The following is a 26,764-nucleotide window of genomic DNA, read 5'->3' as shown; positions in this document are numbered from 1 at the left end:
GGAAGCGCCCCCGACAGCTACGACCGTCTGGGCAACCTCCTGGGTACAGACGATACAGACCGCCCCTGGGTAGTAGAGTCTTCAGCAGGACTCTCCATCCGCACCAAAGAGTGGAAGTACATCGACCCGAACGATGGCGAAGCCATGATTTCATGGGGCCCTAAGGTGGAAACAGGAAACCTGAGCACACCTCAACTTTATAATATGGAGAACCTAGCCGAAAAGGAGAACGTGGCGACACAATATCCGGAAAAAGTATTTGAGATGCAGACGATTTTGCGTCGTGTGAAGAATCAAACCATGAAAATGGAATAACAGTGAAGACAGAAGAAACAAACAGCCCCCTCCTCCACCTCCAGCGGCAACAGCTCCTGCTCCGTATGGAATATGAATACGAAAAGGAGGAGTTCCAGCGGCAGACCGAGAGCATGGGAGTAGCTCGCAAGGTAAAGCGAGGCCTCTGTTGGTATCCGGCCCACCTGGGACGCGCCTACTACAACTCGCTGAACCAGTTGGTGCTGGAAATCACGCGCACCGAGGACACCGACATCGAGCACAGCTTCGAGTTCGGCCGCCCTGTCTGCTTCTTCCGCCAGTCGGCTGACGGGAAAATCGCCTACATGAACTTCGCCGCCACCGTCAGCTATGCCGACGAGACCCGGATGGTGGTGGTGATGCCCGGTGCCGGAGCTGTCCTGGAAGTGCAGGCAGCCGACCGCCTTGGCGTGCAGCTCTACTTCGATGAGACCTCCTACCGCACCATGTTTGAGGCGTTGGACGATGTGCTGCGCGCCAAAGGCAACCGCCTTGCCGAGCTGCGCGACATCCTGTTGGGCACCGCCAAAGCAGGATTCCGCGAACTCTATCCCGTCCGCTTCCCTTGGCTGAACGCTACGCAGGAGACCGCTGTCAACAAGGTGCTGTGCGCTCGCGATGTTGCCATCGTGCACGGCCCTCCGGGAACGGGAAAGACCACCACCCTCGTGGAAGCCATCTACGAAACCCTGCACCGCGAACCGCAAGTGCTGGTCTGCGCCCAAAGTAACACCGCCGTCGATTGGATTTCGGAGAAGCTGGTGGACCGCGGCGTCAACGTGCTGCGTATCGGCAACCCCACCCGTGTGAACGACAAGATGCTCTCCTTCACCTACGAACGACGCTTCGAAGGGCATCCGCTCTACCCCGAACTGTGGGGCATCCGCAAGAGCCTCCGCGAGATGATGGGACGTGTCCGCCGCGGCAGCTACGACGAGCGCGAATCCGTGCGCAACCGCCTCAGCCGCCTGCGCGACCGTGCCACGGCACTGGAAATACAAATCAACGCCGAACTCTTTGACGGGGCACACGTCATCGCCTCCACCCTCGTCAGCAGCAACCATCGCCTGCTTGCCGGACGGCACTTCGGCACGCTCTTCATCGACGAAGCCGCACAGGCACTGGAAGCCGCCTGCTGGATAGCCATCCGCAAGGCAGACCGCGTGGTGCTTGCCGGCGACCACTGCCAGCTTCCGCCCACCATCAAGTGCTACGAAGCCGCTCGCGGCGGACTGGAACGGACGTTGATGGAAAAGGTGGCTGCCGGCAAACCCGTCGCCGTCTCCCTGCTGAAGGTGCAATACCGCATGCACGAGGAAATCATGAAATTTCCCTCCCAATGGTTCTACAACGGAGAGCTGGAGGCAGCTCCCGAAGTGCGCTACCGGGGCATTCTGGATTGGGACACTCCCATCAGCTGGATAGACACCTCCGGCATGGACTTCAAGGAGAAGTTCGTGGGCGAGACCTTCGGGCGCATCAACAAGGCGGAGGCGAACCTGCTGCTGCAACAGCTGAAAGCCTACCTCCTGCGCATCGGCGGCAACCGTATCTTGGACGAAAAGATAGACTTCGGCATCATCTCCCCCTACAAGGCGCAGGTGCAGTACCTCCGCCACCTACTGAAGTCGGACGCCGCCCTGAAGCCCTACCGCCACCTGTTCACGGTGAACACGGTAGATGGTTTCCAGGGGCAAGAACGCGACGTCATCTTCATCAGCCTGGTCCGCGCCAACGATGAGGGGCAGATAGGATTCCTGAACGACCTGCGGAGAATGAATGTGGCCATCACCCGTGCACGCATGAAACTGGTGATATTGGGCGAAGCGGAGACCCTGAAGCATCACGGATTCTACCGGAAGCTACTGGAATTTATTCAGGAGATAGGGTGAGGGGCATTGCCTTTCGGGCACAAATAAAATCAGGCGGCAGAACTTTTTTCATGCAGCGGTTGTTAGTAAAGGTAAAACGGAACAGCCCCACGTTCCACTTCACCCTGACGGGACACAACAGACCTCACCCTCAACAAATCCAGCCTGACCGCCACCGTGTCAGTCATGGTACTCGCCGATATCCTGGTCTATCAGTTGGAGGTCGGGCTTGTAGGGCAGCTCCTTCCACGCAAGTATGTGATAAAGCCCACAACGAGCAAGTTCCTGAAGGAGGTGCTCTATACGATAACGCATTGAAAATGTTCAGGATGGGGATGGGAATATCGGTTTCATTGGTCTATCCACTCCTTAAGCCGCTGCGCTTTCTCCTTGCTGACAATAATTTCTGCCTTCGGATACCCTTTCAGGCGAATCACGAGCTTGCCTCCGAAGTAGTTGCCGATGAAGAGGAGGTGTTCTATGTTGACAATGTACTGGCGGTTGGCACGGAAGAAGCGGTTGGGGTCGAGCTGTTGCTCCAGTTCGTCCATCGAGAGGTTGACGCTTTCAGAGGTTCCGTCATTAAGGCGTAGGTACACAGTTTTGTTCTCCGTTTCGATGTGGTTGATGTCTGCTGCACGGACTGTCTTATATCCGTCACGGTAAGGCAAAAGGAAGCGTTCGCGATAGCGGCATTGGTGCTTCAGTAAGGTATCGAAAAGCAGCTGGAGATTCTCATCGGCATAATTCCTGCCTGTTTTGATGGCTTTGTCTATGGCTGCTTCAAGCTCATCGGCATCCACTGGCTTCAGGAGATAGTCGAAACTATTGAACTTGAAAGCCTGTACCGCATATTCATCGTATGCGGTGGTGAATATGATGGGGACGGTTGCTGGGGCGTATTTCAGAGCCTCGAAACTCAGGCCGTCGGTTAGGCGGATATCCGCAAGGATAAGGTCTGCCGCCTTGCCAGATTGGAAAAACTCGACCGTCTCTTTTATGCTTGCCAGTGGGCCTTCGATTGTGAACGTTGTGTCAATGCCGTTCAGCAGTCTTATGAGGCGCATGGCGTTGCGCTGTTCGTCTTCAAGAACCAATATCTTCATGTGTCATGATGTTTTTAATGATGGGCAAACTCACCGAATAGAAGTTTTCGGTATTCTCTATCTTAACCTTTTTGTCGCAGAGCAAGGCGTACCGCTCCATGATATTTTTATGTCCCAAGCCCGTTGATTCCATCCGCAACAGCAAAGGAGATTTAAGATTATGCACAGTAATGTAGTCATCCGATGACGTGATGGAAATAAACAGCGGATGCTCCATTGAGAATCCGTTGTGCTTTATGGCGTTCTCTACAAGAAGCTGCAATACGGCCGGAGGCAGGAATCCCTTACATTCCTTGACCTCCGGACTTATTTTCGCAATGATACCTCCGCCGTGACGTACTTTCATCAGAAACAGGTACGAATCCAGAAACCTTATTTCGTCTGCAACGGGTATCAGGTCTCTGTCTAAATTTACAATAATGTACCGGTACACTTTCGACAGGTTGTTCAGGAACTTCCCGGCAAGCCCCGCATCTTCCTCAATCAGCTCCAGCAGGTTGTTGAAGTTGTTAAACATGAAATGCGGGTTGATTTGCAGTTTCAGGGAGTTGAGTTGTGACTGCAAGGCGATTTCCTTTTCCTTCATCAGCGCCATTTCGAGTGCTTGTTTCTCGTCACGTGCCTTGATGTAGGATTGAAGGTAGAATGTGTTGGCATAAACACTTGACAGGAATGTGGCTATCATGGCAAAAGTATATGCGCCTTTCATGTTGAAAAGTTCATCAATGGCACTGTTTCCGGTTTCGCCCCATAGGAAGTTGAAAAGGGAAATCATGCCGAAAGCCACCAGATTGTTGAGCATCAACAGACACGAAGCATAGACGATGACCCTAATATAAGAGGCTTTGAACGGGAAAACTTTGAATACGACATAGCAGAATCCCAACGAGGTGTATGTGAAAAGCATACACAGCAAGAAGTCGATGAGATAGTCCGTCACCGCTATTTCCTGCAACTGCCGGGAGGTATCATCATCCAGAACCAGCCAGATGATGATATATAGCGCGTATGATACGGTTGACAGTAGCAGCCCGTTCTGCCAGTTTGTTATTTTTGTACTCCTTTGGTGCATATCCGCGATAGTTATTTCGTGGCGACAAAGATACGACTTTACTTCTTGATTTGACAGGATGGGACTGCCCGAAACGGATAAAACGGACTTTGAAGCGGACAAAAGGAATATCGAAATACAAGGTGTGTTGCATCTTGCATCAGTCGAAGTGCCACTTTGACCGCTTCGAAGTTTCACTTCAAGAAATTCCTCCTTTGAGAATTTAAAATGTTGATTTGGGCGGTTCAGGCATAGACTCTTCCGTTTCAACCGGATTCTGCTATTACTGCTGAACCATTACGAATAATTTTGGCGTCTGTATATAGGAAAAATGCAGCCTGATAAAGGCTGAATGACCTTATTAAAAACAATCTTTCATTTTTATCAATTATGGCAACAAATGACATCAAGTATGTATTGAACGTCCAGTTGGCGGACAATACGGTGACAGTGGAGAACAAGGACGACAAGATTGCCGTGCTGGTATCGGCAGGCGCGGCGGACTTCCAGCGCGTGGTATCGGAAATCATGGAAGTGAATCCCGGATTGGAGCGCGAGACGGTGGAAGCGGTACTCAACCTCGAAAAGCGTGTGGTGAAGAAGCTGCTGCTGACAGGCTTCCGTGTGAATACGGGACTGTATAATGCCGTCATCCAGCCCACAGGCGTGGTGGACAACAAGACATGGAACAAGGAGAAGAATTCGCTCTACGCTTCGTTCACGCAAGGCGCCGATTTGCGCGAGGCGATTTCCGCCACTATGGTGAACATCATCGGCGAGAAGGGCAATGCCATGTATGTGGCAGGCGGAGTGGATGCGGCTACCCGTGCGTCGGGTTTCACGGCTACGGCAGGGCGCAACTACACGCTGACCGGTGCCTACATCAAGGTGGCAGGCAACGACCCGTCCGTGGGCATCACGCTGACCTCCTCGTCGGGCGTGGTGACGAGAATCACCGAAGATATGTGGGCGGTAAACAAGCCTTCGCAACTCATCTTCCTCATCCCGGCAGGACTGGCCGACGGAGCGTATGAACTCAAAGTAACCACGCAATTCAGCGGCACCAACACCTTGCTGAAGACTCCCCGCAGCGTGACGCAGACCCTCTACATCGGCAAGGCTCCCACGGGCGGCGACAATACGGGTGGCTCTACAGGAGGTGGTGTCGACGAGAATCCGTTGGGATAAAAGTCGTTTTTTTTTGTTCTGGCCAAGTAGGGTTGTTCGGTATGACCAGATAGCTCTATTTGATTCAACCAAATAACTCTATTTGGAGTGCCTGAATAGCTCTATTCAGGCAAAGCAAGCAAAAACATAACAGATATATCAACTCATTGACTATTCGGTTCTGGTATGAAGAAGATTCAGAAATTGAAAATCTGCGGCATCAATCTGACAGCATATAGTGTGGTTCTTGTCATCATGTTGCTGTTGTCTGTTTGCTCAAAATCATACGGGCAGGAAAACCGTGTACTTTCCTTTGACCGTGCAAAGCAAACCGTGACGGGCATAGACACGACCAAACTGTCGGTTTATGAACATGAGAAGGCATTTTTGTCTCCACATTTTGATACCATTCCCCAAATGCCCGGAACGCTTTTGGACTTTCGTCCCGATTATACACAGAGTTTTCCCGTTGACCGTTCATCCCTACATAAAGGCGAATACAATGTCGGCGGGATTATCCATCGGTTTAACAAAGTGGATGTTTGGGGGCGAGGCAGACAAGAAAACATCATAGGAGTCGGTGTATCGAACTATGCCGAAGTCAAAACGGTGTATTCTCCAAACGAGAAATGGGAATTGGGGCTGTGCCTCTATGCGAACAAACTAAGCATCCCCCGTTCGAGTAGCAATACATTCGGAATCGGCACCGATGTTTCCTATCAATTCCTCCACCAAACATCGCTCCATCTCTTCGGCACCTATTATCGTACCTACTTTCCGGGAGTAAAACCGATGCAGAGGCTGGACGGCTACCATTATGGCGGCTACCTCTCATTCGATTTGGCAGAGCGGTGGGCAATGGACGTGGGCATGAGAAGCTATAGCGGCAATGGGTCTCACCAGCAATGGACTGTACCGATAATACGTCCGTCGTATAAGCACAACGGGCGCGAAATAAACGCGGATTTTGGTGGAATGTTCCAGCAAATCGTGAAAGGTCTATTCTTTAATCATTGATAATATGAAACAGGAAAAAAGCAAAATAACGACTGTTGCTATATGGATTCTGCTATGCGGATGGATAATGTGCATGAGTTCATGCGGAAGTTTGCTTTATAATCCATCCAACAAAGCGGAACAAGTGAAGATAGTCATTAAATAACCTAAAAACAGACTTAACAAGCTTATGGAAGAGAAAGTAAAACTGATATTGCCTTTTCCCCATTTCTTGTGGATGATTGGCACTAAAGCTGAGATTTTCAAAGAAAATACGGCATCGCATGAGATGCTGACGAAACAGGAAAACATCTCTCAAACTGATGCCGAAACGATTTCAAGAAACGGAATAAACGCCAATGACAGCCAATAGATAGGAAAAGAAATGTCCTGTTCGATGGACGTAGCATAAACAACGATGTTAGTAACCATCGTTTCACCCATGAGTTTTTCGTGTCCGCCGGATATAGTTTCTGAATGCTTTTCACTTTTTCGGAAGCCGTTTCCGTCGTTTCAGAAGCGGTTTTCTCCGTTTCGATGGAATGCCGATTGTCTGCACAATGGGCACAAAATATCTTTGCACCCAAAATTTGCGATAATATGATTATTGAAACAGAACATCTCATCATCAGAGACTTCCAGAAGAAGGATGCCGCAGGTTTATTGGAATACCTTTCCCATCCGCGTGTCAATTGTTTTGTCGGCGACCGCCTGTGCTCCGAAGAATCGGCACTGGCTTATATATCCAATTCGCCTAAGGATATGCTACGCTATGCCGTGTGTCTGAAGGAAGACGATTCCATTATCGGTGATGTTTTCGCCTTGCGCGAATATACCGACACATTTAATGTAGGCTGGCACTTCAGCAAACGTTTCGAAGGCAAGGGATTGGCATACGAAGCGGCAATAGGACTGCTGGATTATCTTTTCCATAACATCGGCGCACGGCGTATCTATGGATTTGTAGAAGACGATAATCAGCGGTCAAAAAGATTGTGTGAACGTCTCGGAATGAGACATGAAGGATGTATGAAGGAATTTATTTCGTTTGTATGTCATCCCGACGGCACACCATGCTATGAGGACACCTGCATCTATGCGATACTGAACAAAGAATGGAAAAGCAATAAAAACAAATGAAGAATATAGGAACATGGATTGCCGGCATCACGGCAACAACCCTGCTGGCTGCTTCATTGACAGCCTGCAAACAGGAACAGCAAGGAGAGGAAACGGGACAGGCACTGCCCGTCATGGTGGTTTCTTCCCAACCCATTGAATTGGAAGAAACCTATTCCGCTTCAATTCGCGGACGACAGGATGTGGACATCATACCTCAAGTATCGGGTCGCATCATCCGCCTGTGCGTGAAAGAGGGAGAGCAAGTAGCGACAGGGCAAGTGCTGGCTGTCATAGACCAGATGCCCTATCAAGCTGCGCTGCGCATCGCAATCGCCAATGTCAGCGCGGCACGGGCAAAAGTGGAAACAGCGCGTATCGAACTGAACGGCAAACAGTCGCTGTTCGATGAAAAAGTCATATCCGATTACGAACTGTCTGTTACCCGAAACCAATTAGCCGTGGCACAGGCAGAACTGGAACAAGCAAAAGCTCAGGAAGCAAATGCCCGGAACGATTTGTCATACACCGAAATCAAAAGTCCGAGCAACGGGGTTATAGGCACGTTGCCTTACCGTATCGGCGCACTCGTCGGTCCCACCATCGAACAACCATTTACAGTGGTGTCGGACAATTCGGAGATGTATGCCTATTTCTCCATTTCGGAAAACAAACTTAGGCAGTTCGAGACCCGATATGGGTCTATTGACAGAATCATAAATGAAATGCCTCCGATTAGCCTTCAACTTAACAATGGTTCCGTCTATGGGAAACAAGGGAAAATAGAGACCATCAGCGGAATTGTCAACCCAACGACCGGTGCCGTACAGATAAAGGCGCTGTTTCCAAACACCGACAGGCATCTGTTGAGCGGAACCATCGGCAACGTCATCCTGCAAGTGTTGAATACGGATGCCATCCTGATTCCCATGACCGCCACCGTGGAACTGCAGGACAAGATTATCGCCTACCGCCTGAAGAACGGAAAGGCCGAAGCTGCCTACCTGACCGTGGACCACCTGAACGACGGCAACTATTTCGTTGTAGAACAGGGCTTGTCCGTAGGCGACACCCTCATCACCGAAGGTGTGGGGCAGCTAAAGGAAGGAATGATTGTCACACCTAAAACAACAAAGCCATGAACCTGCGTTTCTTCATAGACCGTCCGGTGTTTTCGGGCGTTATCTCTGTGGTGATAGTCCTGATGGGCATTATCGCCATGCAAGCCCTCCCCGTGGAGCAATATCCCGATATCGCTCCGCCCACCATCAACGTATGGGCCACCTATCCCGGCGCGAATGCCGAAACGGTGCAGAAAGCCGTGATTGTTCCGCTGGAAGAGGCTATCAACGGCGTGGAGGACATGACCTATATGACCTCCACGGCATCCAATACAGGCGATGCTTCCATCAACATCTATTTCAAACAGGGTGCCAACGCCGACATGGCGGCGGTCAATGTGCAGAACCGCGTGAATGGCGTATTGAGCCAACTTCCAGCAGAAGCGACTAAAACCGGAGTAACCACTGAAAAACAGCAGAATGCTGAGTTGCTGACATTTGCCCTCTACAGCCCCGACAACCGTTTCGACCAGACCTTTCTGAATAATTATGTGAAGATTAACGTGGAGCCGCGGCTGAAACGTATCGGCGGTGTGGGAAAGACACAACTGTTCGGCTCCAACTACAGCATGCGTCTCTGGCTGCTCCCCGACAAGATGGCGCAATACGGACTGATTCCCGACGACATCTCTGCTGTGCTGGCAAGGCAGAACATCGAGGCGGCAACCGGTTCGTTCGGAGCCAATCACCCCACGGCAAACGAATATACGATGAAGTATCGCGGCCGCCTCTCCACCGCGGAAGATTTTGGCGAACTGGTCGTGAAGTCGCTGCCCGGTGGCGATGTGCTTCGGCTGAAAGATGTCGCCGACGTGGAGTTGGGCGATGAATTCTACAACTATTCCACCGAGGTGAACGGACATCCGGCTGCCATGATGCTCATCAATCAAAAAGCTGGTTCCAACGCTTCGAGCACCATCAATGAGATTCACGAGGTGCTCGATGAAATTGAACACGATCTGCCGGAAGGGGCAGAGTTCGTGGTGCTGACCGATACCAACAAGTTCCTGTATGCCTCCATCAATTCTGTCATACGGACGCTTATCGAGGCGATACTTCTGGTTATCATAGTGGTGTATGTGTTCTTGCAGGACATCAAGTCCACACTCATTCCCACGGTTTCCATCTTCGTCTCCATCATCGGTACGTTTGCCGTGATGTCGCTGATAGGCTTTTCCATCAACCTGCTCACGCTTTTCGCCCTTGTGCTTGCCATCGGTACGGTGGTGGACGATGCCATCGTGGTGGTAGAGGCGGTGCAGGCGAAGTTCGACGAGGGCTACCGGTCGCCGGTGCTTGCCGCCGATGATGCCATGAAGGGCGTTTCGTCCGCCATTCTTACCTCTACCATTATCTTTATGGCGGTGTTCATCCCGGTGGCAATGATGGGCGGTACTTCCGGGGCGTTCTATGCCCAGTTCGGTATCACGATGGCGGTTGCCGTGGGCATATCGGCTATTAATGCCTTTACCCTTTCACCTGCATTATGCGCTTTGTTCCTGAAACCTTATATTGACGAGTACGGAAACACGAAGAACAATTTTGCAGCACGCTTCCGCAAGGCATTCAATGCCGTTTTCGAGCGTCTGAGCCGCCGCTATGTACGTGGTGTACTGTATATCATCCATCGCCGGTGGCTGTTGTGGGGAACGATTGCCGCCTCGTTCGGGTTGCTGGTCTTGCTGGTCAATATCACGAAGACAGGACTTATTCCGCAGGAAGACACCGGCACGGTGATGGTAAGCATGAACACAAAGCCCGGTTCCTCCATGGCGCAGACCAACAAGGTGATGGCGCGTATCAACAGCCGTCTTGACAGCATCCCTGAGATTGAGTACAGCGGAGCGGTCGGAGGATTCTCATTCAGCGGTTCCGGTCCTTCGCAGGCCATGTATTTCATGACACTTACAGATTGGGACCGGCGCAAGGACGAAGGGCAATCGGTGGATGACGTGATAGGCAAGATTTATGCCGCCACCGCTGATGTTCCCGATGCCACGGTGTTTGCCATGTCGCCGCCGATGATTGCCGGCTACGGCATGGGCAACGGTTTTGAACTCTACTTGCAGGACAAGACCGGTGGCGATGTCACTGCATTCAAGAAGGAGGCGGACCGATTCGTGGAGGCATTGTCCCGCCGTCCCGAAATCGGAGAGGTCTATTCGTCTTTTGCCGCTGACTATCCCCAGTATTGGGTGGACATTGACGCGGCGAAATGCGAGCAGTCGGGCATATCTCCTGCCGATGTGCTGTCCACGCTCTCCGGCTACTATACCGGGTCGTATGTGTCGAACTTCAACCGTTTCTCCAAGCTTTATCACGTCACCATGCAGGCACCGGCGGAGTACCGCATAAATACGGAGTCGCTTAACCGGATGTACGTGCGTACTTCCGACGGCAGCATGGCACCGTTGAGCCAGTTCGTGCGCCTGACCAAGACCAACGGGCCTTCCGACCTTACGCGCTTCAACCTTTTCAACGCCATCGCCATCAACGGCTCTCCGGCATCGGGCTACAGTTCCGGCCAGGTCATCAAGGCGATTGGCGAGACGGCACGTGAGGTGCTTCCCGCCACTTGCAGCTATGAGTTCGGAGGCTTGTCGCGCGAGGAGAGCAAGACCACCAACAATGCCGCATTGATATTCGTACTCTGCATGGTGCTGATATACCTGATACTTTGCGCCCTCTACGAAAGCGTGTTCATCCCGTTTGCCGTGTTGCTGTCCGTGCCTTGCGGACTGATGGGGAGCTTCCTGTTCGCGTGGCTGTTCGGGCTGGAGAACAACATCTATATGCAGACCGGACTGATTATGATTATCGGACTGCTTGCCAAGACCGCCATCCTGCTGACCGAATATGCCGGCAAGCGGCGGTCGGAAGGCATGACGTTGGCACAAGCGGCATACAGTGCGGCAAAGGTTCGTTTGCGTCCCATCCTGATGACCGTCTTGTCGATGGTATTTGGTCTTATTCCGCTGATGATGGCTCATGGCGTGGGTGCCAACGGTAGCCGCTCGCTCGCCACAGGCGTAATTGGTGGCATGACAGTGGGCACATTGGCATTGCTGTTCCTTGTGCCATCGCTGTTCATCGCATTTCAATATATTCAAGAACGAGTAAAACGCAATTAAATGAAGAAGATAATCCTATCCATAATATCCACCTTGATGCTTACCGGCTGCGGCACATACAGCCGGTACCATCGGGCTGACATCCCGACAGAGAATCTGTATCGGAACATCCCGGAAGATATGGATACAACAACCCTCGCATCCATGTCATGGCGAGAGATGTTTACCGACCGGAAACTTCAGTCCCTGATTGAAACAGGACTGCAACAGAATACCGACCTCAACGTGGCACGCCTGCGGGTTGAAGCTGCTGAAGCCGCACTGATGACAGCCAAACTCTCCTATCTCCCCTCATTGGGAATGAATGCCGAAGGTGGAGGTAGCCGTTATGACGGGGCAACCGCAAAGACATATAATGTCGGGGCGGCTGCAAGTTGGGAACTGGATATATTCGGCAGGCTCACGGCTGCGAAGCGTGGCGCGGTTGCCGCACTGCAAGGAAGCCGTGACTATCAGCAAGCCGTGCAGACACAGCTTGTTGCCACGATAGCAGACAGTTACTATACCCTTGTTGTACTTGATGCGCAAAGGACGATAAACAATCGGACTCTGGAAAACTGGCGGGCTACCGTACGCACGCTCGAAACGTTGAAAAAGGTGGGCAAGGCGAATGAAGCCGCTGTATTGCAGGCAAAGGCAAACGTGATGCAACTTGAATCATCGCAATTGGCTATATGCAAAAGTATCTCTGAAACAGAAAATGCCTTGTCTGCGATACTTGCCATGCCGTCACACTCGATTGAGCGGAGTAATTTGGTTGAAGCATCCTTCCCTGATACCATCTCTATCGGAGTTCCTTTGCAGTTGCTTGCCAACCGTCCCGATGTGCGTCAGGCTGAAATGGAACTGGCACAAGCGTTTTACGCCACCCATGTAGCCCGCTCAGCCTTCTACCCCAATATCACTTTTTCGGGCACAATGGGTTGGACCAACAATGGAGGCGGAGCAATCACCAATCCCGGACAATGGCTGCTTAACGCCATCGGCTCCCTGACACAGCCGTTATTCAATCGTGGTACAAATATCGCCAACTTGAAGATTACCCAAACCAAACAGGAAGAAGCCAAACTATTATTCCAACAATCATTGCTGAACGCGGGGAAAGAGGTGAACGATGCCTTAACCGCCTGGCAGACGGCTAAGTCGCAATATGAGATAAACACCCGGCAGGTTGAGACCTTGCGTGAAGCTGTGCGAAAGACAGAACTGCTGATGAGCCATTCCGGTACTACCTATCTGGAGATATTAACTGCCCAACAGTCGCTCCTTGAAGCGGAGACAGTACAGTTACAAACTTGCTTTGACCGCATACAAGGCATCATCAAACTTTATCACGCATTGGGAGGAGGCAAGAGTTAAAGGAGAATATCAGATTGCTTACGATTGTGATTACTGCAAAAAATTAGGGATGAACCTCGCAGAGCAAGCGCTCCGCAAGGTTCATCCCTAATCCTATTATATCCCTAACCCTCGATTTTAGTTGTTCTCCGGACGAAGCTTGCGCACCGTGACAGCCGTCTGCCACATCTCGCTCTCGCGCAGTGCCTTCAGCTCTTCGTTCAGCTTCTCGCGATAGTCGGGTTTGGAGTTGCTGTCGATGGAAATCTGAGCCTCGTTGCCCGACTTCACGCTGGCATACAGCTGCTGTACTACGGGCTTGATGGCATCGTGGAACGGAGTCATCCAGTCCAATGCGCCGCGCTGAGCTGTTGTGGAGCAGTTGGCATACATCCAATCCATACCGTTCTTTGCGAAGAGCGGCATCAAGGATTGGGTCAGCTCTTCCACCGTCTCGTTGAAGGCTTCGGAAGGAGAGTGACCGTTCTCACGCAACACTTCGTACTGTGCCAATAGCAATCCCTGGATGGCACCCATCAGCGAACCACGCTCGCCGGTCAGGTCGGAAGTAGCCTCGCGGATGAAGGTGGTCTCGAACAGGTAGCCCGAACCGATACCGATGCCCAAAGCGATAGTCTTGTCGAAAGCCTTGCCCGTGGCATCCTGATAGATAGCATAAGAGGAGTTCAGGCCACGGCCTTCGAGGAACATGGTGCGGAGGGAAGTACCCGAACCTTTCGGAGCCACCATGATGACATCGATGTCTGTGGGAGGAACCACACCCGTGCGGTCGTTCCACGTGATTGCGAAACCGTGGGAGAAATAGAGCGCCTTTCCGGCAGTCAGGTAGGGCTTGATGGTGGGCCATACGGACATGACGGCGGCATCAGACAACAGGCACATAATAATCGTACCTTTCTGGCAAGCCTCTTCGATTCCGAACAACGTCTCGCCCGGCACCCATCCGTCGGCAATCGCCTTCTCGTAGGTCTTGCCCGGACGCTGTCCTACAATCACATTGAAACCATTGTCGCGCAGGTTGCAAGCCTGGCCCGGACCCTGTACGCCGTAGCCGATTACTGCAATCGTTTCGTCTTTCAAAATCTCACGTGCCTTTTCCAAAGGAAACTCTTCGCGGGTCATTACGTTCTCGATAACACCGCCAAAATTCAATTGTGCCATATTCTTTTTTAATTATTAAGTTGTTAGTTTCTTTAGTTATAGGGTCGGGAGTCATCGGGAGTAAAAAGCCGATAACTCATCCTGTCAAATAAACGCTACTTTCGAGCGGCAGACCACTTCGCTACCGTTCTTCCTCACCTCCACTTGATAAACGTCCTCACCGGCATCGTCCATAAAGAAGGAAAGTTCGTCGCCGTAATAGCTTTCGGCAACGTATGCCATCTCGAAGCGACGAATGCGCTTCGAGCGATACATCTCTATCGGGAAGAGGTCGAGAATGTGCTCAATGTAGCGGATGCTGTTCACATGCCCGTTGATGTCGATGTCGCTATACTTCGCCGTCAGAGAGGCGACCAGCTCGCCGGCAGAGACCTTGATGCGCGAAGGCTTCTCGATGGGGCAAGGCTCGTCGCACACATAATCCACGATGCTGCCCCCATGAAGCGTCAGCAAGTCGGCCGGCTTACGGGTGTTCAGGTTAATCATCGCCCAGACGGAGCGTGCGTAGCCTATTTTCTTTCCATCCTTGTCGAGGAGGGCGAAATTACGGTCGGTGAAGAGGCGATAGACATTCTCCACCCAAGTCTGGATAGAGAAATCCTCGTACTGGTAGGGCATCTCCTCCAGCTCGATGGCCAGCCGGGAGAGCACCCACGTATAGTTATCCTCGTTCAGCGTAGCGATGCCGAAGCCGCGGTCGGTGGCATGAAAGCCGGCGCAGTTCAGCAAGTGGTTGCCTAATACGCCTAAAGTGAGCCGCCCGGTGAAATCCACGTGGAAGGGCTCTGCAACGAAGGAATAGGTACCTATCTTGTTGTTTTCACTCATGATTCTTGTTCTTGTTTGTTTTGACGATATTTGGCTTCGCGTTCAGCAAGGTACTCGTTGACCCGTTCGAAGCAACTGGTCGTTATCGCCACGCGCCCCGAACGAACAAACTGGAGCACGCAGTCCAGCGCCTGCAACTCGCCATACAGGTTGGTTATCTCCTCGCTCATGCCGTTCTTCTCGACAATGGCAAACACTGGGTTCACCTCCACGATGCGCGCATTGTACTTGCGGATGACTTTGGACACCTCAGGCTTCTGTTCCAATGTGGGTGTCGTAATCTTATAAAGCGCGATTTCGTGCTGGTAGATTTCGTCATCCGTGAAGTAGTGGGCTTGCAGCACATCTATCTTCTTAGTTATCTGTTTGGTTACCTTCTCGATGGTATCCTTGTCCGTCCAAGCGGTAATGGTGTATTTATGCACCCCCTTGATGGAGGAAGCTGACACGTTCAGGCTTTCGATGTTTATCTGCCGACGGGTGAACACAGCAGTCACCTGGTTCAGCAGACCGGCAATGTTCTCCGAATGGACGATAATAGTATATAGGTTTTTATCCATAAAATTCGATATTCAATGAAAGAATTCGCAAAGCGATTAGCATTCCAGTAACATTTGGTTGACCGAACCACCCGGAGGAGTCATCGGCATCACATTCCCTTCCTCTTCCACGCAGGCTTCGAGCAGAAAGGGACCGTCTGTGGCTATCATTTCGGCAATCGCTTCCTTCAGTTCCTCGCGGTTCATCACGCGACGTGAGGGGATGCTATAGGCGGAAGCAATCTGCATATAGTCCGGGTTCACCATCGGGGTGAAGGAATAGCGGCGGTTGAAGAACATCGCCTGCCATTGTCGGACATTGCCCAGGAAGTTGTTGTTCAGCAGAATCATCTTCACCGGCGCCTGCCGCTCCATGACAGTACCCAGCTCTTGCAGGTTCATCTGCAAGCCGCCGTCACCCATGAAGACGCAGACCGTACGGTCGGGTCGTCCGAAAGTGGCGCCGATGGCAGCCGGAAGCCCGAAGCCCATCGTGCCCAAGCCTCCGGAGGTGACAATGCTACGCTCCTTGCTAAACTTGAAGTAACGGGCAGACATCATCTGGTTCTGCCCTACATCGGTCACCAGGATAGCTTCGTGACGGGTAGCCTCGCTCACGGCACGCACCACCTCGCCCATGCTCAATGCCGCTCCTGCGGGATGCAACTCAGGACGGATGACTTTCTCCTCCTCCACCTCCTCGTAGCAACGGAAGGTGTCCAGCCACTCCTGATGGGTAGCAGGATGCAGTAAGCGGGTAACGGCGGCCAGCGTCTCTTTGCAGTCGCCCAAGACGGCGACATCAGTCTTTATGTTCTTGTCTATCTCGGCGGGATCAATGTCGAAATGGATAATCTTCGCTTGCGGGGCGTAGGTGGCAACATTGCCAGTCACGCGGTCGTCAAAGCGCATGCCTACGGCGATGAGCACATCGCACTTGTTCGTATTGATGTTCGGTCCCAGATTGCCGTGCATACCCAGCATGCCTTTATTCAGAGGATGGTCGGTGGGCAGCGCCGAGAGTCCCAACAGGGTGCATCCGGCGGGCAGTCCCGCCTTCTCGATGAAGGCACGCAGTTCGTACTGCGCCCCTCCCAGTTCCACGCCTTGACCTACCAGCACTAAGGGGCGTTGGGCACCGTTTATCAACTCGGCAGCCTGCTGTACGGCCTCCGGATTCGTCTCGGGAACCGGGAGATAGCTGCGGACATAGTCCACCGTCACCGGGACGTATTCGGTCTTCTCCACCTGGGCGTTCTTGGCGAAGTCCAGCACCACCGGTCCCGGCCGTCCGCTCTTTGCCACATAGAAGGCGCGCGCCACTGCCCATGCCACGTCTTCGGCACGGCGAATCTGATAGCTCCACTTCGTAATGGGCTGCGTAATGCCCACCAAATCAACCTCCTGAAAGGCATCCGTACCCAGAAAGCCCGTGCCCACCTGACCGGCTATCACCACGATGGGCGTGCTGTCTATCATGGCATCGGCAATGCCCGTGATGGTGTTGGTGGCTCCCGGTCCGCTGGTGACCAGGCAAACACCGACTTCGCCCGACACCCGTGCAAAGCCCTGCGCGGCGTGGGCGGCTCCCTGTTCGTGACGGACCAGTATGTGGTTCAGAGTTTTCCGATGGTCGTATAAGGCATCGAATACCGGCATGATGCTCCCCCCCGGATAGCCGAAGAGGGTCTTCACACCCAGATGTTCCAATGAGCACATTAAGGCTTCTGCGCCTGTTATTAAATTTTCCATTGCTTGTTCCTTTTTTAATCTATTAATCTCACCGCTCCTTTGTCTGCCGAGCTTACCATGCTGGCATACGCCTTCAGTGCCTTTGACACTTCACGCTGACGGGTGACTGGTGTCATGGGGCGGACAGCAAGCTCCTCGTCTGTCAGCCGGACGTTGATGGTGCGCTCAGGGATGTTGATTTCGATGATGTCTCCATCCTGAATCTTGCCGATGTTGCCACCGGCGGCAGCTTCGGGAGAGATATGCCCGATGCTCAAGCCGGAGGTTCCGCCACTGAAACGGCCATCGGTAATCAACGCACACTCCTTGCCTAAGTGGCGGGACTTGATATACGAGGTGGGATAGAGCATCTCCTGCATGCCCGGGCCTCCCTTCGGTCCTTCGTGGGTGATGACCACAACATCACCGCTGACCACCTTACCGCTTAAGATGCCGTCGCAGGCAGCCTCTTGCGAGTCGAAGACTTTGGCAGGTCCGGTGAACTTCCAGATGCTTTCGTCCACGCCGGCAGTCTTCACCACGCAACCGTCTTGGGCAATGTTTCCTTTCAGCACGGCCAGTCCGCCGTCTTTGCTATAAGCGTGCTCCAAGTCTCGGATACAACCGGTGGCACGGTTTCTGTCAAGCTCCCCATAAGAGGCGTTCTGAGAGCCGAGCACCAGATTGAATTTTCCGGCGGCGGCACTGGAGTATTTTCCGATAGCTTCCTCGCAGACGTTCGGGCGGGTGATGCTGTAGCGGTCTATCGCCTCGGCCAGCGTCATTCCGTCCACGCGGCGGACACGGGTATCTACCAGCCCGCCTTTGGAAAGCTCGTCCATGATGGCGATGATGCCGCCGGCACGGTTCACGTCCTGCACGTGGTACTTCTGCGTGTTGGGTGCTACCTTGCACAAGCAAGGGGTCTTGCGGGAGAGCAGGTCGATGTCATCCATCTTAAAGTCAACTCCCGCCTCGTGCGCCACCGCCAGCAGGTGAAGCACGGTATTCGTGGAGCCGCCCATGGCGATGTCCAGCGTCATGGCGTTCAGGAAGGCCTCGCGGGTGGCGATGCTACGCGGCAAGATGCTGTCGTCGCCCTCTTCGTAATATTTATAGGTATTCTCCACGATCAGGCGGGCGGCATCCTTGAAGAGCTGCTTGCGGTTCTCGTGTGTGGCGACAATCGTGCCGTTGCCCGGGAGGGCTAGTCCGATAGCCTCGTTCAGGCAGTTCATGGAGTTGGCGGTGAACATGCCCGAGCAGCATCCGCAGGTGGGACAGGCGTGACGCTCGATTTGCGCCACCTCCTCGTCGTCCACATTCCGGTCGGCGGACTTTATCATGGCATCAATCAGGTCCAGGTGCTGCCCGTTCCACTCTCCGGCTTCCATCGGTCCACCCGAAACGAAAACGGTGGGAATGTTCAGCCGCATGGCTGCCATCAGCATACCCGGAGTAATCTTGTCGCAGTTGCTGATGCAGACCATGGCATCCGCCTTGTGGGCGTTGACCATGTACTCCACGCTGTCGGCGATAATGTCGCGCGAAGGGAGGGAGTAAAGCATACCATCGTGCCCCATGGCGATGCCGTCATCAATGGCAATGGTATTGAACTCGGCGGCAAAGCAGCCCTGCTTTTCAATCTCCGCCTTCACGAACTGGCCTATCTCGTGCAGATGCACGTGTCCGGGCACGAACTGCGTAAACGAATTGACGATAGCGATGATGGGCTTTCCCATCTGCTCCTTCTTCATGCCGTTGGCAACCCACAGGGCGCGGGCGCCTGCCATGCGTCGGCCTTGGGTGCTGAACGAGCTTCGTAACTGATGCTTCATATCTTGATTCCTCCTTTTTTATAAACCAAAAAGCCTCTCCCACTGCTGTGAGAAAGGCTTCCATAAATATCTTCCATCTTACAAATACATACACAAACCTTTCTCACGCTCTTGATGCCACCACCACGACGCGAATAATGTGCAGGACTGCCAGGTTGATAGATGTATGTAGATTCATAACTTTATTCTTCTTTTTTGTTTCAATTGCGTGGCAAAGGTAAGGGCTTTTTTAGAATCTGCAAACAAATCGAAGAAAAAAATAGCAGAAATATAAATAATCGTAAGAGAACAGAGGGGTGAAAATTTATTTTTATCATATAAATGAGTTTTTGGCGTCCGGGAATGTTACCGGTTTTGCACGCCCGAATCCCGGCTATTTGCCGTGAATTATTAATATTCAGGACAAATTCACAACTCACAGATTATCAATCATACAAAACGATTTTAATATTCTTTAATAAGTTTCCTGCTCAGATTTATTTTCTGCAAACAAACCGAGAAACTCAAAAACTTACAAACTAAAAGCCACAAAATGTTTTTTTTTAATTTTTTCTTTTTACATTTGTGCTGTATAACACAGTTGTGCAACACATATGGTTAAAGTAAATTTGTCAAATATCAATGTTCCGGAACTGATTGCCAATATATGGAATCCCCTCAACGAAGAGCAACGGGAGTTCCTTGCCAATCACTTCACGCTCCAAAACTATAAGAAGAACGAGGTCATCCATTGCGAAGGGGAAACGCCTACCCACCTGATGTGCCTTTTGAGCGGGAAAGTAAAAATCTATAAAGACGGCGTAGGTGGCAGAAGCCAGATTATCCGTATGATTAAACCGGTGGAATACTTCGGCTACCGCCCCTATTTTGCAAAGACAGACTACGTGACAGCCGCTGCCGCATTCGAGCCTTCACTTGTTTGCCAAATACCGATGACCGCCCTCACAACGCTGCTTCATCAAAACAACGCACTGGCCATGTTTTTCATCAAACAGCTTTCTATTGATTTGGGCATTGCCGACGAACGCACCGTAAACCTGACACAGAAACACATCCGCGGACGGTTGGCTGAATCGTTGCTGTTCCTCAAAGAGAGCTACGGACTGGAAGAAGACGGCTCCACCCTGAGCATCTACCTCTCCCGTGAAGACCTTGCCAACCTGTCGAACATGACAACTTCCAATGCCATACGTACCCTGTCGCAATTTGCCACCGAACGGCTGATTACCATCGACGGGCGCAAAATCAAAATCATAGAAGAAGAAAAGCTTAAGAAGATAAGCAAGATAGGATAGAGATTAGAACAGAACACAGAGGCACGAAGACACAGCGATTAACTCCTTTCACTCTCGGACAACTTCCTTAAGCTCTTTTAATCTCAGTGTCTTCGTGCCTCCGTGTTTTGTCTTCATCCTTAAATCATCCCCTTGGCAGAGAGATATCTTTCAGCTTCAATCGCTGCCTTGCAACCGCTTCCGGCAGCCGTAATGGCTTGCCGATAATGCGGGTCTGCCACATCTCCGGCAGCAAAGACTCCGGGCACATTGGTACGCGGCGTACCGGCTTCTGTAATAATATATCCCACCTCATCCGTTTCCAGATAAGGCTTGAAAACATCCGAATTGGGTTTATGACCGATGGCAAGGAAGAAACCGTCTATCGCCACGTCGTAACGTCTCTCGTCTGCCTCGCCCATACGTTGCACCAGATGCACGCCTTCCACTCCGTTCTCACCAAACAAGCCTACCGCATTGTGTTCGAACAGCACTTCAATCTTCTCGTGGTTCATCACGCGTTCCTGCATAATCTTGGAGGCACGCAGATAAGGCTTGCGGACAATCAGATAGACTTTTGACGCCAATCCGGCCAGGTAAACAGCCTCTTCACAGGCTGTGTCGCCGCCGCCTACCACAGCCACCGTCTTCTTGCGATAGAAGAAACCATCGCAAGTGGCGCATGCACTGACACCCATGCCGGCATATTTCTTCTCGTCATCCAAGCCCAAATATTTGGCGGTAGCACCCGTGGCAATAATCAAGGTCTCCGTTTCAATCACCTTTTCATCGTCAATCGTGAGCTTATAAGGTGCTTTGCTCAAATCGGTTGCCGTTACCACGCCATAGCGCATATCCGCACCAAAGCGTTCCGCCTGCTTCCGCAAGTCTTCCATCAATTCAGGACCGCCGATGCCTTCGGGATAACCCGGAAAGTTTTCCACATCGGTAGTGGTGGTCAACTGGCCACCGGGCTGCAATCCGGCATAAAGTACCGGCGAGAGATTGGCGCGTCCCGCATAAATGGCAGCGGTATAGCCCGCAGGACCGGAACCGACAATCAGACATTTCACTTTTTCTGTTTCCATCTTTTTTATTTATGATTTATAATTTATAGTCAAACAGGTGTGTCAAAACATGCATCTCACTTTCTTTTAGGCACGGATTTCACGGATTCTTTAAGAAAAAAAACGTGTAAATCCGTGTAATCCGTGCCTAATATCTATCATTTCATTGTCCTTTTCTTGTTTTGAATGACTTCTGTTAACTCCCGACAACTCCTTCTTTATCCATTACCTCAGGTCAATGATTTCCGCTGTGGGATACTTCTTTTTATCGAAAACAAAAAGAGCATCCGGATGGTTCTCGCCGGAGCGGTAAGAATCAATGCTTATCACAGCCGTCTCCCCTCCTCGCTGCGTGGTGCTGATACGGACAGGACGATAGCTGTCTTTCGTCATATACACCACGACGGACTGCAACTCGCGCCTGCGGTCTGTAGCGGTCAGCCTCACTCCATACAGATTGCTCGACCGAGACGCATCCGTCTTCTCCAACGCCAGCCGATAGCCTTGCTTATAGATGGATAGCAGGGCGTATGGGTTGATGGTCTGCAACTCCTCTGCCGTTGGTTCGGAGATGTTCACCTCATCGGCAGAAGCCAGGTAGCTCCATTGCGTATTCCCGTCGAACCACGTAGTCATATCCTCCGACTCCAGCAAGAATTTGTCGCCTTTCAGGCGGATGGTTCCCATAGAGGCTCCTCCGGAGGCATGGATAGTGAAAGCCATCGTCACCCCGCCCGACTTTCTGAAAGCCTCGGCGGTGCGGTCCAATATCGTCCGCGCGTCCGGTTGCTGTGCCACAGCAGGCAATAGGCAAGCCAACGCACCTATTATGTATAGCAGAATCGTCTTCATCATTATCATTGCAGATTGTTCAAGCGCATTTCCAAATCGGTTTCATCCATGCAGAGCACATCGCGAGGCTTGCTACCCTGCGTGGGACCTACGATGCCCACCTTCTCCAACTGGTCCATAATACGCCCGGCACGGTTGTAGCCGATGGAAAACTTACGCTGAATAAGCGATGTGGAACCTTGCTGATGAATGACCACCAGACGTGCCGCATCTTCAAACAGCGGATCCAGACGTCCCATATCCACATCCCCCACTTCACCGCCGGCATTCTCGTCCACATACTCGGGCAGATAGAAAGCGGTGGGATATCCCTGCTGATGGGAAATGTATTTGGTAATCTCTGCCACTTCGGGCGTATCGATGAAGGCACACTGCACACGAACCGGATCGGCCCCCTGCAAGAACAGCATGTCACCGCGTCCTATCAGCTGGTTGGCTCCTGGACGGTCAAGAATGGTACGTGAATCCACCATTGCCGACACACGGAAAGCGATACGTGCCGGGAAGTTCGCCTTAATCGTACCTGTGATGATGTTGGTAGTGGGTCGCTGCGTGGCAATAATCATGTGAATACCCACGGCACGCGCCAACTGGGCGATACGGGCAATAGGCAATTCCACATCCTTGCCGGCAGTCATAATCAAGTCGCCGAACTCATCGATGACCACCACGATATAGGGCATGAACCGATGCCCCTTCTCCGGATTCAACTTACGGTTGATGAACTTCTCGTTATACTCCTTGACGTTGCGCACATGGGCGGTTTTCAGCAAATCATAGCGGGTATCCATCTCCACACAGATAGAGTTCAAAGTCTGCACCACTTTCGTCACATCCGTTATGATGGCATCCCCTCCATCAGGCAGCTTCGCCAAGAAATGATGCTCGATGACGGAATAGATGCTGAATTCCACTTTCTTGGGGTCCACCAGCACAAATTTCAGTTCTGCCGGATGCTTCTTATACAGCAAGGAGGTGATAATGGCGTTCAGGCCCACAGACTTACCCTGACCGGTGGCACCGGCAACAAGCACGTGGGGCATTTTGCAAAGATCCACCATAAAGACTTCGTTCGTAATGGTCTTACCCAATGCGATGGGCAATTCATAAGTGGACTCCTGGAATTTCTTACTGCCGATGATGCTCTGTCCCGACACAATCTTCGGATTAGAGTTCGGCACCTCGATACCGATAGTACCCTTGCCTGGAATAGGCGCGATGATACGAATGCCCAATGCGGCAAGGCTGAGAGCGATATCGTCTTCCAGTCCGCGTATTTTCGAGATACGCACGCCTTGTTCGGGAGTAATCTCATAAAGAGTCACCGTAGGTCCTACCGTTGCCTTAATCGTACTGATTTCGATGCCGAAGCTGCGCAATGTATTGACAATCTTGTCCTTATTTGCATTCTGCTCTTCCATGTCGATGGTAGGGCCGTTGTCTTCGTAATGCTTCATCAGGTCTATCGTAGGGAAATGGTAGTTTTCCAAATCCAGACGAGGGTTATAGGGTTCGGTTTCCGTTCCCACATACTCCTCTTCCACCGATTCCTCCACCTGAAATGCCGGTTCTTTCTTCTCCGGCACTTCCCGGAAAGAGGGCACGGGGTCGGAGGCGGGTGTTTCAAAAGTCATGGTGACATCGGCATTGTCGGCATGCTCCGGCTTCACCTCTTTTCCGGCATTTCCCAAATCAAGCGTGATTTCTTTGGAGTCGTCTTCCTCCTCTTCTACCGGTGCTTCCGATGGAAGTACTGGTTCCGGTTCAGGCTTTGCAGGAGCAGGTTCGGCAACGCCCTTCTTCTTGTCCACACCCAATGTATCGAACTCTTCCGATGGCTTTCCGGAGGCATCCGCCTCTTTCTTCTCACGCTTCAGGAAACTAAGGCTGAACAACTTACGCAGCCATACAATGGTTCGTGAGCTCAGATAGATAAGGAAACAAACAGCCGTCGCCAGCAGAATCAGCCACACGCCCGGCACACCTACCTGCGACACCAGCCACCGGCTGACATTGTAGCCATGCAGGCCTCCCAAATAGAGGAAAGAGTCCTGATAGTAGTTCATAAACACAAAGCCAAAGAATACCGAAAACCAGACCAACAACAGCGCACAAACGATGAACCACTTCCACAAGCGCACCACACGCACCTTCATCAACTTCAATCCGGCCGCCACCAGAAAAACAAGGATGAAGAAAGAGGAAATGCCAAAGCAATCATTTATCAGATAGCTGGCCAATTGTGCGCCACGCGAGCCTGCATAATTCTTCACACCGTTTCCCGTAGAAGCCAACTCCTGGGCCGTGCCACCATCCAAAATGCTTTGATCCGCCGCTCCCGTAAAGAAGAACGAGGAAAAAGCGAGTAATAGATAAACAGAAAAAATGACGAATATCAAGCCTATAATGAAATGTACCGTCTCGTCCTTGAGAATTGCCCATGCCTTGCTAAAAAAAGAAGGCATCTTTTCCGTATCTTTGATTGTAGAGTCTTTCTTTGCCATATTCTTAATAAGATATCTGTGAAAACTGATTGCAAAGATAGTGAAAGGTGAGAGCAGAAGCAAAAAAACGAAGCTTTCATTTTTCGATTATGCCGAACCGCATCCTATCTTCACGCAAAGCGCAAAGATAATAAATAGCCTCCAAAAGAAACCCGCCATTGAACTCAAATTTGTCAATGGCGGGCCATTTAGCATCCTTTTGCAGCAAGTTACTTCGCTTCCGTAATCGTACAGATGCTGATGCGGTTCCAATCCGGTTCGGAGAACATGTCACCGACTCCTTGTCCTTCGGCAGCAATGCGGGCGCCGTCAATCTTATACTTCTTCACAAGGATGGACTTCACAGCCTCGGCACGGGCTTTGGCGAGTTTCTCGTTAAATTCGAGTTTTCCTTCGGGAGAAGCATATCCTTTGATGACCACTGTCGCGGCGGTATGCTTGTTCAGGTAGCTTGCCACCCGCTCTACATTAGGCAACTGGGAAGCATCGACCGTCGATTTCCCTTGGCGGAATGTAACGACAGACTCCGGAATGCGATTGGTCATAACGACGGTCTCGACCTCCTGTGCACGACACTCTTCCAATGCACTTCGCAAGTCGCTGGCTTGTTGTGCCACGGCATTCAGCTCCATATCCTTGTCGTCGAGCTGCGCACGCAAGAGGTTGACCGCTTCATTCAGCTCGCCAATTTCCACAGGGTCGTACGCTCTCACGGTTGTGAAGTGACGCGCTCCGTTGCTGCCTGTGAAGTGATAGGTCAATCCTGCCATCAGTTCAAACATCGCATGGTTGGCATTGAAACGGCTCTTCGCCTTGTTAAAATCGCCTTGCATGTCATAGACAACGGCAGGCTTGATGCCGATGGTCCACGCTTTCTCTTCACCTAAGTTGAAGTTCAAGTTCAGTCCGAGGCGCGTCGTCCAGGAGTTCGTGTCGCCACCGCCGTTCTGATAGTTGTGCAACCAGCCGATACCGGTCATCGTCTCGATTTCAAAAGCCCGCGGCTCACCGGTATATCCGCCAAACAGGTTCATCAGGTTGACCGTACCGAACGCGCTCACGTCGGAAGCGTCGAAAGCGTTCTTGCTGTCAGTAGTGTTCACATACCCCATTCCCTGAAGTCCCAAACCGACAATGGGCGTAAGTTGTTTACTGACTCCGACACCGAAACCCGGGCGGGCATTTTTGAAGAAAGCGCTGTGGGTAAGAGGGGTTACGGCACCGGCTTTCAGTTCGATGGACCAGTTGTCACCAATACGTGTCCCTTCAAGGGCTTTGCGGTCAGACTGTGCGTGCACGGCAAACATGCCCATGCTCATCGCTAAAATTAAAATAGACTTTTTCATAATTAAGTAAGTTAATGATAATAATATAGGTTTATTAGTTATAAATGCTTTCCCGGATCATGAACTGCTCTATCACTCATCCGTTCTTTGCCTTAGTAACAGCATGCGCAAAGAGATAGTTCAGAAAACGAGGAGGTATTTAACAACTATTTAGAAACCGCCATCCCATTGTCCAATCGCCGGCGGATATGAAAGTTGCGTTGGAACCTGCGTTCCATCTTTCACAGAATGTAAAATATTTTTTCGCTTCCTTTCTAAATCCGACACATTCCGGCGAAAAAATGTCCTTTCCATCGTTTCCCCCTCTTCTCCCTATCCGCTCCCTGTCCCACCCCTACCAGGGCCTATTCGGCTTCGGACGTTCTTCGGACAAACTCCACTCCCTAGG

The 26,764-nt window shown here is 51.6% G+C and carries 21 protein-coding genes and 1 pseudogene; 10 read left to right on the top strand and 12 right to left on the bottom strand.

The genetic code is table 11. From position 1 onward, the window contains the following. Together K2G43_RS11545 and K2G43_RS11540 are read left to right on the top strand one after the other, a co-directional pair. Window positions 1-315, top strand: a pseudogene (locus tag K2G43_RS11545) (arylsulfatase); the annotation flags it as partial. A 65-nt stretch (window positions 316-380) separates the two neighbouring features. Continuing rightward, window positions 381-2,207, top strand: a complete 1,827-nt coding sequence (locus K2G43_RS11540) for an AAA domain-containing protein (RefSeq protein ID WP_300155344.1) — start codon at window positions 381-383, stop codon at window positions 2,205-2,207. A gap of 159 nt (window positions 2,208-2,366) precedes the next feature. Here the strand turns inward: K2G43_RS11540 and K2G43_RS11535 are convergent, their stop codons facing one another. The 3 genes from K2G43_RS11535 to K2G43_RS11525 are packed head-to-tail and all read right to left on the bottom strand — an operon-like array spanning window position 2,367 to window position 4,364. After that, the gene (locus K2G43_RS11535) at window positions 2,367-2,501 is read right to left on the bottom strand and encodes a hypothetical protein (RefSeq protein ID WP_300155341.1); all 135 of its coding nucleotides are present in this window, start codon (window positions 2,499-2,501) and stop codon (window positions 2,367-2,369) included. Between the two features lie 35 nt (window positions 2,502-2,536). Then, entirely contained in the window at window positions 2,537-3,292 is a 756-nt protein-coding gene (locus tag K2G43_RS11530; protein WP_297644105.1) for a LytTR family DNA-binding domain-containing protein, read from the bottom strand. After that, window positions 3,273-4,364: a sensor histidine kinase gene (locus tag K2G43_RS11525; RefSeq protein ID WP_297644104.1), complete on the bottom strand. Its 1,092-nt coding sequence runs from the start codon at window positions 4,362-4,364 to the stop codon at window positions 3,273-3,275. The genes K2G43_RS11530 and K2G43_RS11525 overlap by 20 nt, the downstream gene beginning before the upstream one ends. Before the next feature lie 369 nt (window positions 4,365-4,733). Here K2G43_RS11525 and K2G43_RS11520 point away from each other — a divergent pair, with 369 nt between their 5' ends. The 7 genes from K2G43_RS11520 to K2G43_RS11490 all read left to right on the top strand — a co-directional run bounded on the left by K2G43_RS11520 (window position 4,734) and on the right by K2G43_RS11490 (window position 13,236). Beyond that, window positions 4,734-5,531, top strand: coding sequence for a DUF4469 domain-containing protein (locus K2G43_RS11520; protein ID WP_297644103.1), 798 nt, complete (start codon window positions 4,734-4,736; stop codon window positions 5,529-5,531). A gap of 165 nt (window positions 5,532-5,696) precedes the next feature. After that, a complete protein-coding gene (locus tag K2G43_RS11515) occupies window positions 5,697-6,527 on the top strand; it encodes a hypothetical protein (protein WP_300155336.1) in 831 nt (276 codons plus the stop codon). Window positions 6,528-6,696: 169 nt separating this feature from the next. Continuing rightward, window positions 6,697-6,879 carry a hypothetical protein gene (locus tag K2G43_RS11510; RefSeq protein ID WP_297643401.1) on the top strand — a complete coding sequence of 61 codons (183 nt, stop codon included), beginning with the start codon at window positions 6,697-6,699 and terminating at the stop codon, window positions 6,877-6,879. Window positions 6,880-7,106: 227 nt separating this feature from the next. Beyond that, on the top strand, window positions 7,107-7,646 hold the full coding sequence (locus K2G43_RS11505) for a GNAT family protein (protein WP_297643399.1): 540 nt from the start codon (window positions 7,107-7,109) through the stop codon (window positions 7,644-7,646). Continuing rightward, on the top strand, window positions 7,643-8,767 hold the full coding sequence (locus K2G43_RS11500) for an efflux RND transporter periplasmic adaptor subunit (RefSeq protein WP_300155332.1): 1,125 nt from the start codon (window positions 7,643-7,645) through the stop codon (window positions 8,765-8,767). The genes K2G43_RS11505 and K2G43_RS11500 overlap by 4 nt, the downstream gene beginning before the upstream one ends. Continuing rightward, window positions 8,764-11,877: an efflux RND transporter permease subunit gene (locus K2G43_RS11495; RefSeq protein ID WP_300155329.1), complete on the top strand. Its 3,114-nt coding sequence runs from the start codon at window positions 8,764-8,766 to the stop codon at window positions 11,875-11,877. The genes K2G43_RS11500 and K2G43_RS11495 overlap by 4 nt, the downstream gene beginning before the upstream one ends. Continuing rightward, entirely contained in the window at window positions 11,878-13,236 is a 1,359-nt protein-coding gene (locus K2G43_RS11490) for a TolC family protein (protein WP_300155326.1), read from the top strand. It abuts the gene before it with no gap. 117 nt (window positions 13,237-13,353) lie between these two features. On the opposite strand, the gene ilvC is transcribed toward K2G43_RS11490, so the two are convergent. The 5 genes from ilvC to ilvD form a co-directional block, all read right to left on the bottom strand. Then, a complete protein-coding gene (gene ilvC / locus K2G43_RS11485; protein WP_297643394.1) occupies window positions 13,354-14,397 on the bottom strand; it encodes a ketol-acid reductoisomerase in 1,044 nt (347 codons plus the stop codon). 84 nt (window positions 14,398-14,481) lie between these two features. Then, window positions 14,482-15,225: an acyl-ACP thioesterase domain-containing protein gene (locus K2G43_RS11480; protein WP_300155323.1), complete on the bottom strand. Its 744-nt coding sequence runs from the start codon at window positions 15,223-15,225 to the stop codon at window positions 14,482-14,484. Continuing rightward, window positions 15,222-15,785 (bottom strand): acetolactate synthase small subunit, encoded by a 564-nt coding sequence (gene ilvN / locus K2G43_RS11475; protein ID WP_300155320.1) that lies wholly within the window; start codon window positions 15,783-15,785, stop codon window positions 15,222-15,224. Before ilvN ends, K2G43_RS11480 begins: the two co-directional genes overlap by 4 nt. A 36-nt stretch (window positions 15,786-15,821) precedes the next feature. Beyond that, entirely contained in the window at window positions 15,822-17,516 is a 1,695-nt protein-coding gene (gene ilvB / locus K2G43_RS11470) for a biosynthetic-type acetolactate synthase large subunit (protein ID WP_297643388.1), read from the bottom strand. A 14-nt stretch (window positions 17,517-17,530) separates the two neighbouring features. Beyond that, complete coding sequence (gene ilvD / locus K2G43_RS11465) at window positions 17,531-19,333, bottom strand: dihydroxy-acid dehydratase (RefSeq protein WP_300155316.1); 1,803 nt, start codon at window positions 19,331-19,333, stop codon at window positions 17,531-17,533. 593 nt (window positions 19,334-19,926) lie between these two features. Here ilvD and K2G43_RS11460 point away from each other — a divergent pair. Next, window positions 19,927-20,628: a Crp/Fnr family transcriptional regulator gene (locus tag K2G43_RS11460; RefSeq protein ID WP_297644553.1), complete on the top strand. Its 702-nt coding sequence runs from the start codon at window positions 19,927-19,929 to the stop codon at window positions 20,626-20,628. Window positions 20,629-20,747: 119 nt separating this feature from the next. Here the strand turns inward: K2G43_RS11460 and trxB are convergent, their stop codons facing one another. The 4 genes from trxB to K2G43_RS11440 all read right to left on the bottom strand — a co-directional run bounded on the left by trxB (window position 20,748) and on the right by K2G43_RS11440 (window position 26,376). Further along, entirely contained in the window at window positions 20,748-21,695 is a 948-nt protein-coding gene (trxB, locus tag K2G43_RS11455) for a thioredoxin-disulfide reductase (protein WP_297644551.1), read from the bottom strand. Window positions 21,696-21,899: 204 nt separating this feature from the next. Next, a complete protein-coding gene (locus K2G43_RS11450) occupies window positions 21,900-22,529 on the bottom strand; it encodes a LolA-like putative outer membrane lipoprotein chaperone (protein WP_297644548.1) in 630 nt (209 codons plus the stop codon). Window positions 22,530-22,531: 2 nt separating this feature from the next. Beyond that, the gene (locus K2G43_RS11445) at window positions 22,532-25,030 is read right to left on the bottom strand and encodes a DNA translocase FtsK (protein ID WP_300155311.1); all 2,499 of its coding nucleotides are present in this window, start codon (window positions 25,028-25,030) and stop codon (window positions 22,532-22,534) included. Between the two features lie 209 nt (window positions 25,031-25,239). Continuing rightward, the gene (locus tag K2G43_RS11440) at window positions 25,240-26,376 is read right to left on the bottom strand and encodes an OmpA family protein (RefSeq protein WP_300155308.1); all 1,137 of its coding nucleotides are present in this window, start codon (window positions 26,374-26,376) and stop codon (window positions 25,240-25,242) included. Between the last annotated feature and the right edge of the window lie 388 nt (window positions 26,377-26,764).

The sequence above is a fragment of the Bacteroides sp. genome (genome assembly GCF_029057325.1).
GTDB lineage: Bacteria > Bacteroidota > Bacteroidia > Bacteroidales > Bacteroidaceae > Bacteroides.
Note: the sequence above shows the minus strand (reverse complement) of the source record. Positions and strands in the feature narration are given on the sequence as shown.

Coding starts and splice junctions, on each gene's coding strand:
- K2G43_RS11540 (WP_300155344.1), top strand. CDS start 381: ATGGAATATGAATACGAAAAGGAGGAGTTCCAGCGGCAGACCGAGAGC.
- K2G43_RS11535 (WP_300155341.1), bottom strand. CDS start 2,501: ATGCGTTATCGTATAGAGCACCTCCTTCAGGAACTTGCTCGTTGTGGG.
- K2G43_RS11530 (WP_297644105.1), bottom strand. CDS start 3,292: ATGAAGATATTGGTTCTTGAAGACGAACAGCGCAACGCCATGCGCCTC.
- K2G43_RS11525 (WP_297644104.1), bottom strand. CDS start 4,364: ATGCACCAAAGGAGTACAAAAATAACAAACTGGCAGAACGGGCTGCTA.
- K2G43_RS11520 (WP_297644103.1), top strand. CDS start 4,734: ATGGCAACAAATGACATCAAGTATGTATTGAACGTCCAGTTGGCGGAC.
- K2G43_RS11515 (WP_300155336.1), top strand. CDS start 5,697: ATGAAGAAGATTCAGAAATTGAAAATCTGCGGCATCAATCTGACAGCA.
- K2G43_RS11510 (WP_297643401.1), top strand. CDS start 6,697: ATGGAAGAGAAAGTAAAACTGATATTGCCTTTTCCCCATTTCTTGTGG.
- K2G43_RS11505 (WP_297643399.1), top strand. CDS start 7,107: ATGATTATTGAAACAGAACATCTCATCATCAGAGACTTCCAGAAGAAG.
- K2G43_RS11500 (WP_300155332.1), top strand. CDS start 7,643: ATGAAGAATATAGGAACATGGATTGCCGGCATCACGGCAACAACCCTG.
- K2G43_RS11495 (WP_300155329.1), top strand. CDS start 8,764: ATGAACCTGCGTTTCTTCATAGACCGTCCGGTGTTTTCGGGCGTTATC.
- K2G43_RS11490 (WP_300155326.1), top strand. CDS start 11,878: ATGAAGAAGATAATCCTATCCATAATATCCACCTTGATGCTTACCGGC.
- ilvC (WP_297643394.1), bottom strand. CDS start 14,397: ATGGCACAATTGAATTTTGGCGGTGTTATCGAGAACGTAATGACCCGC.
- K2G43_RS11480 (WP_300155323.1), bottom strand. CDS start 15,225: ATGAGTGAAAACAACAAGATAGGTACCTATTCCTTCGTTGCAGAGCCC.
- ilvN (WP_300155320.1), bottom strand. CDS start 15,785: ATGGATAAAAACCTATATACTATTATCGTCCATTCGGAGAACATTGCC.
- ilvB (WP_297643388.1), bottom strand. CDS start 17,516: ATGGAAAATTTAATAACAGGCGCAGAAGCCTTAATGTGCTCATTGGAA.
- ilvD (WP_300155316.1), bottom strand. CDS start 19,333: ATGAAGCATCAGTTACGAAGCTCGTTCAGCACCCAAGGCCGACGCATG.
- K2G43_RS11460 (WP_297644553.1), top strand. CDS start 19,927: ATGGTTAAAGTAAATTTGTCAAATATCAATGTTCCGGAACTGATTGCC.
- trxB (WP_297644551.1), bottom strand. CDS start 21,695: ATGGAAACAGAAAAAGTGAAATGTCTGATTGTCGGTTCCGGTCCTGCG.
- K2G43_RS11450 (WP_297644548.1), bottom strand. CDS start 22,529: ATGATGAAGACGATTCTGCTATACATAATAGGTGCGTTGGCTTGCCTA.
- K2G43_RS11445 (WP_300155311.1), bottom strand. CDS start 25,030: ATGGCAAAGAAAGACTCTACAATCAAAGATACGGAAAAGATGCCTTCT.
- K2G43_RS11440 (WP_300155308.1), bottom strand. CDS start 26,376: ATGAAAAAGTCTATTTTAATTTTAGCGATGAGCATGGGCATGTTTGCC.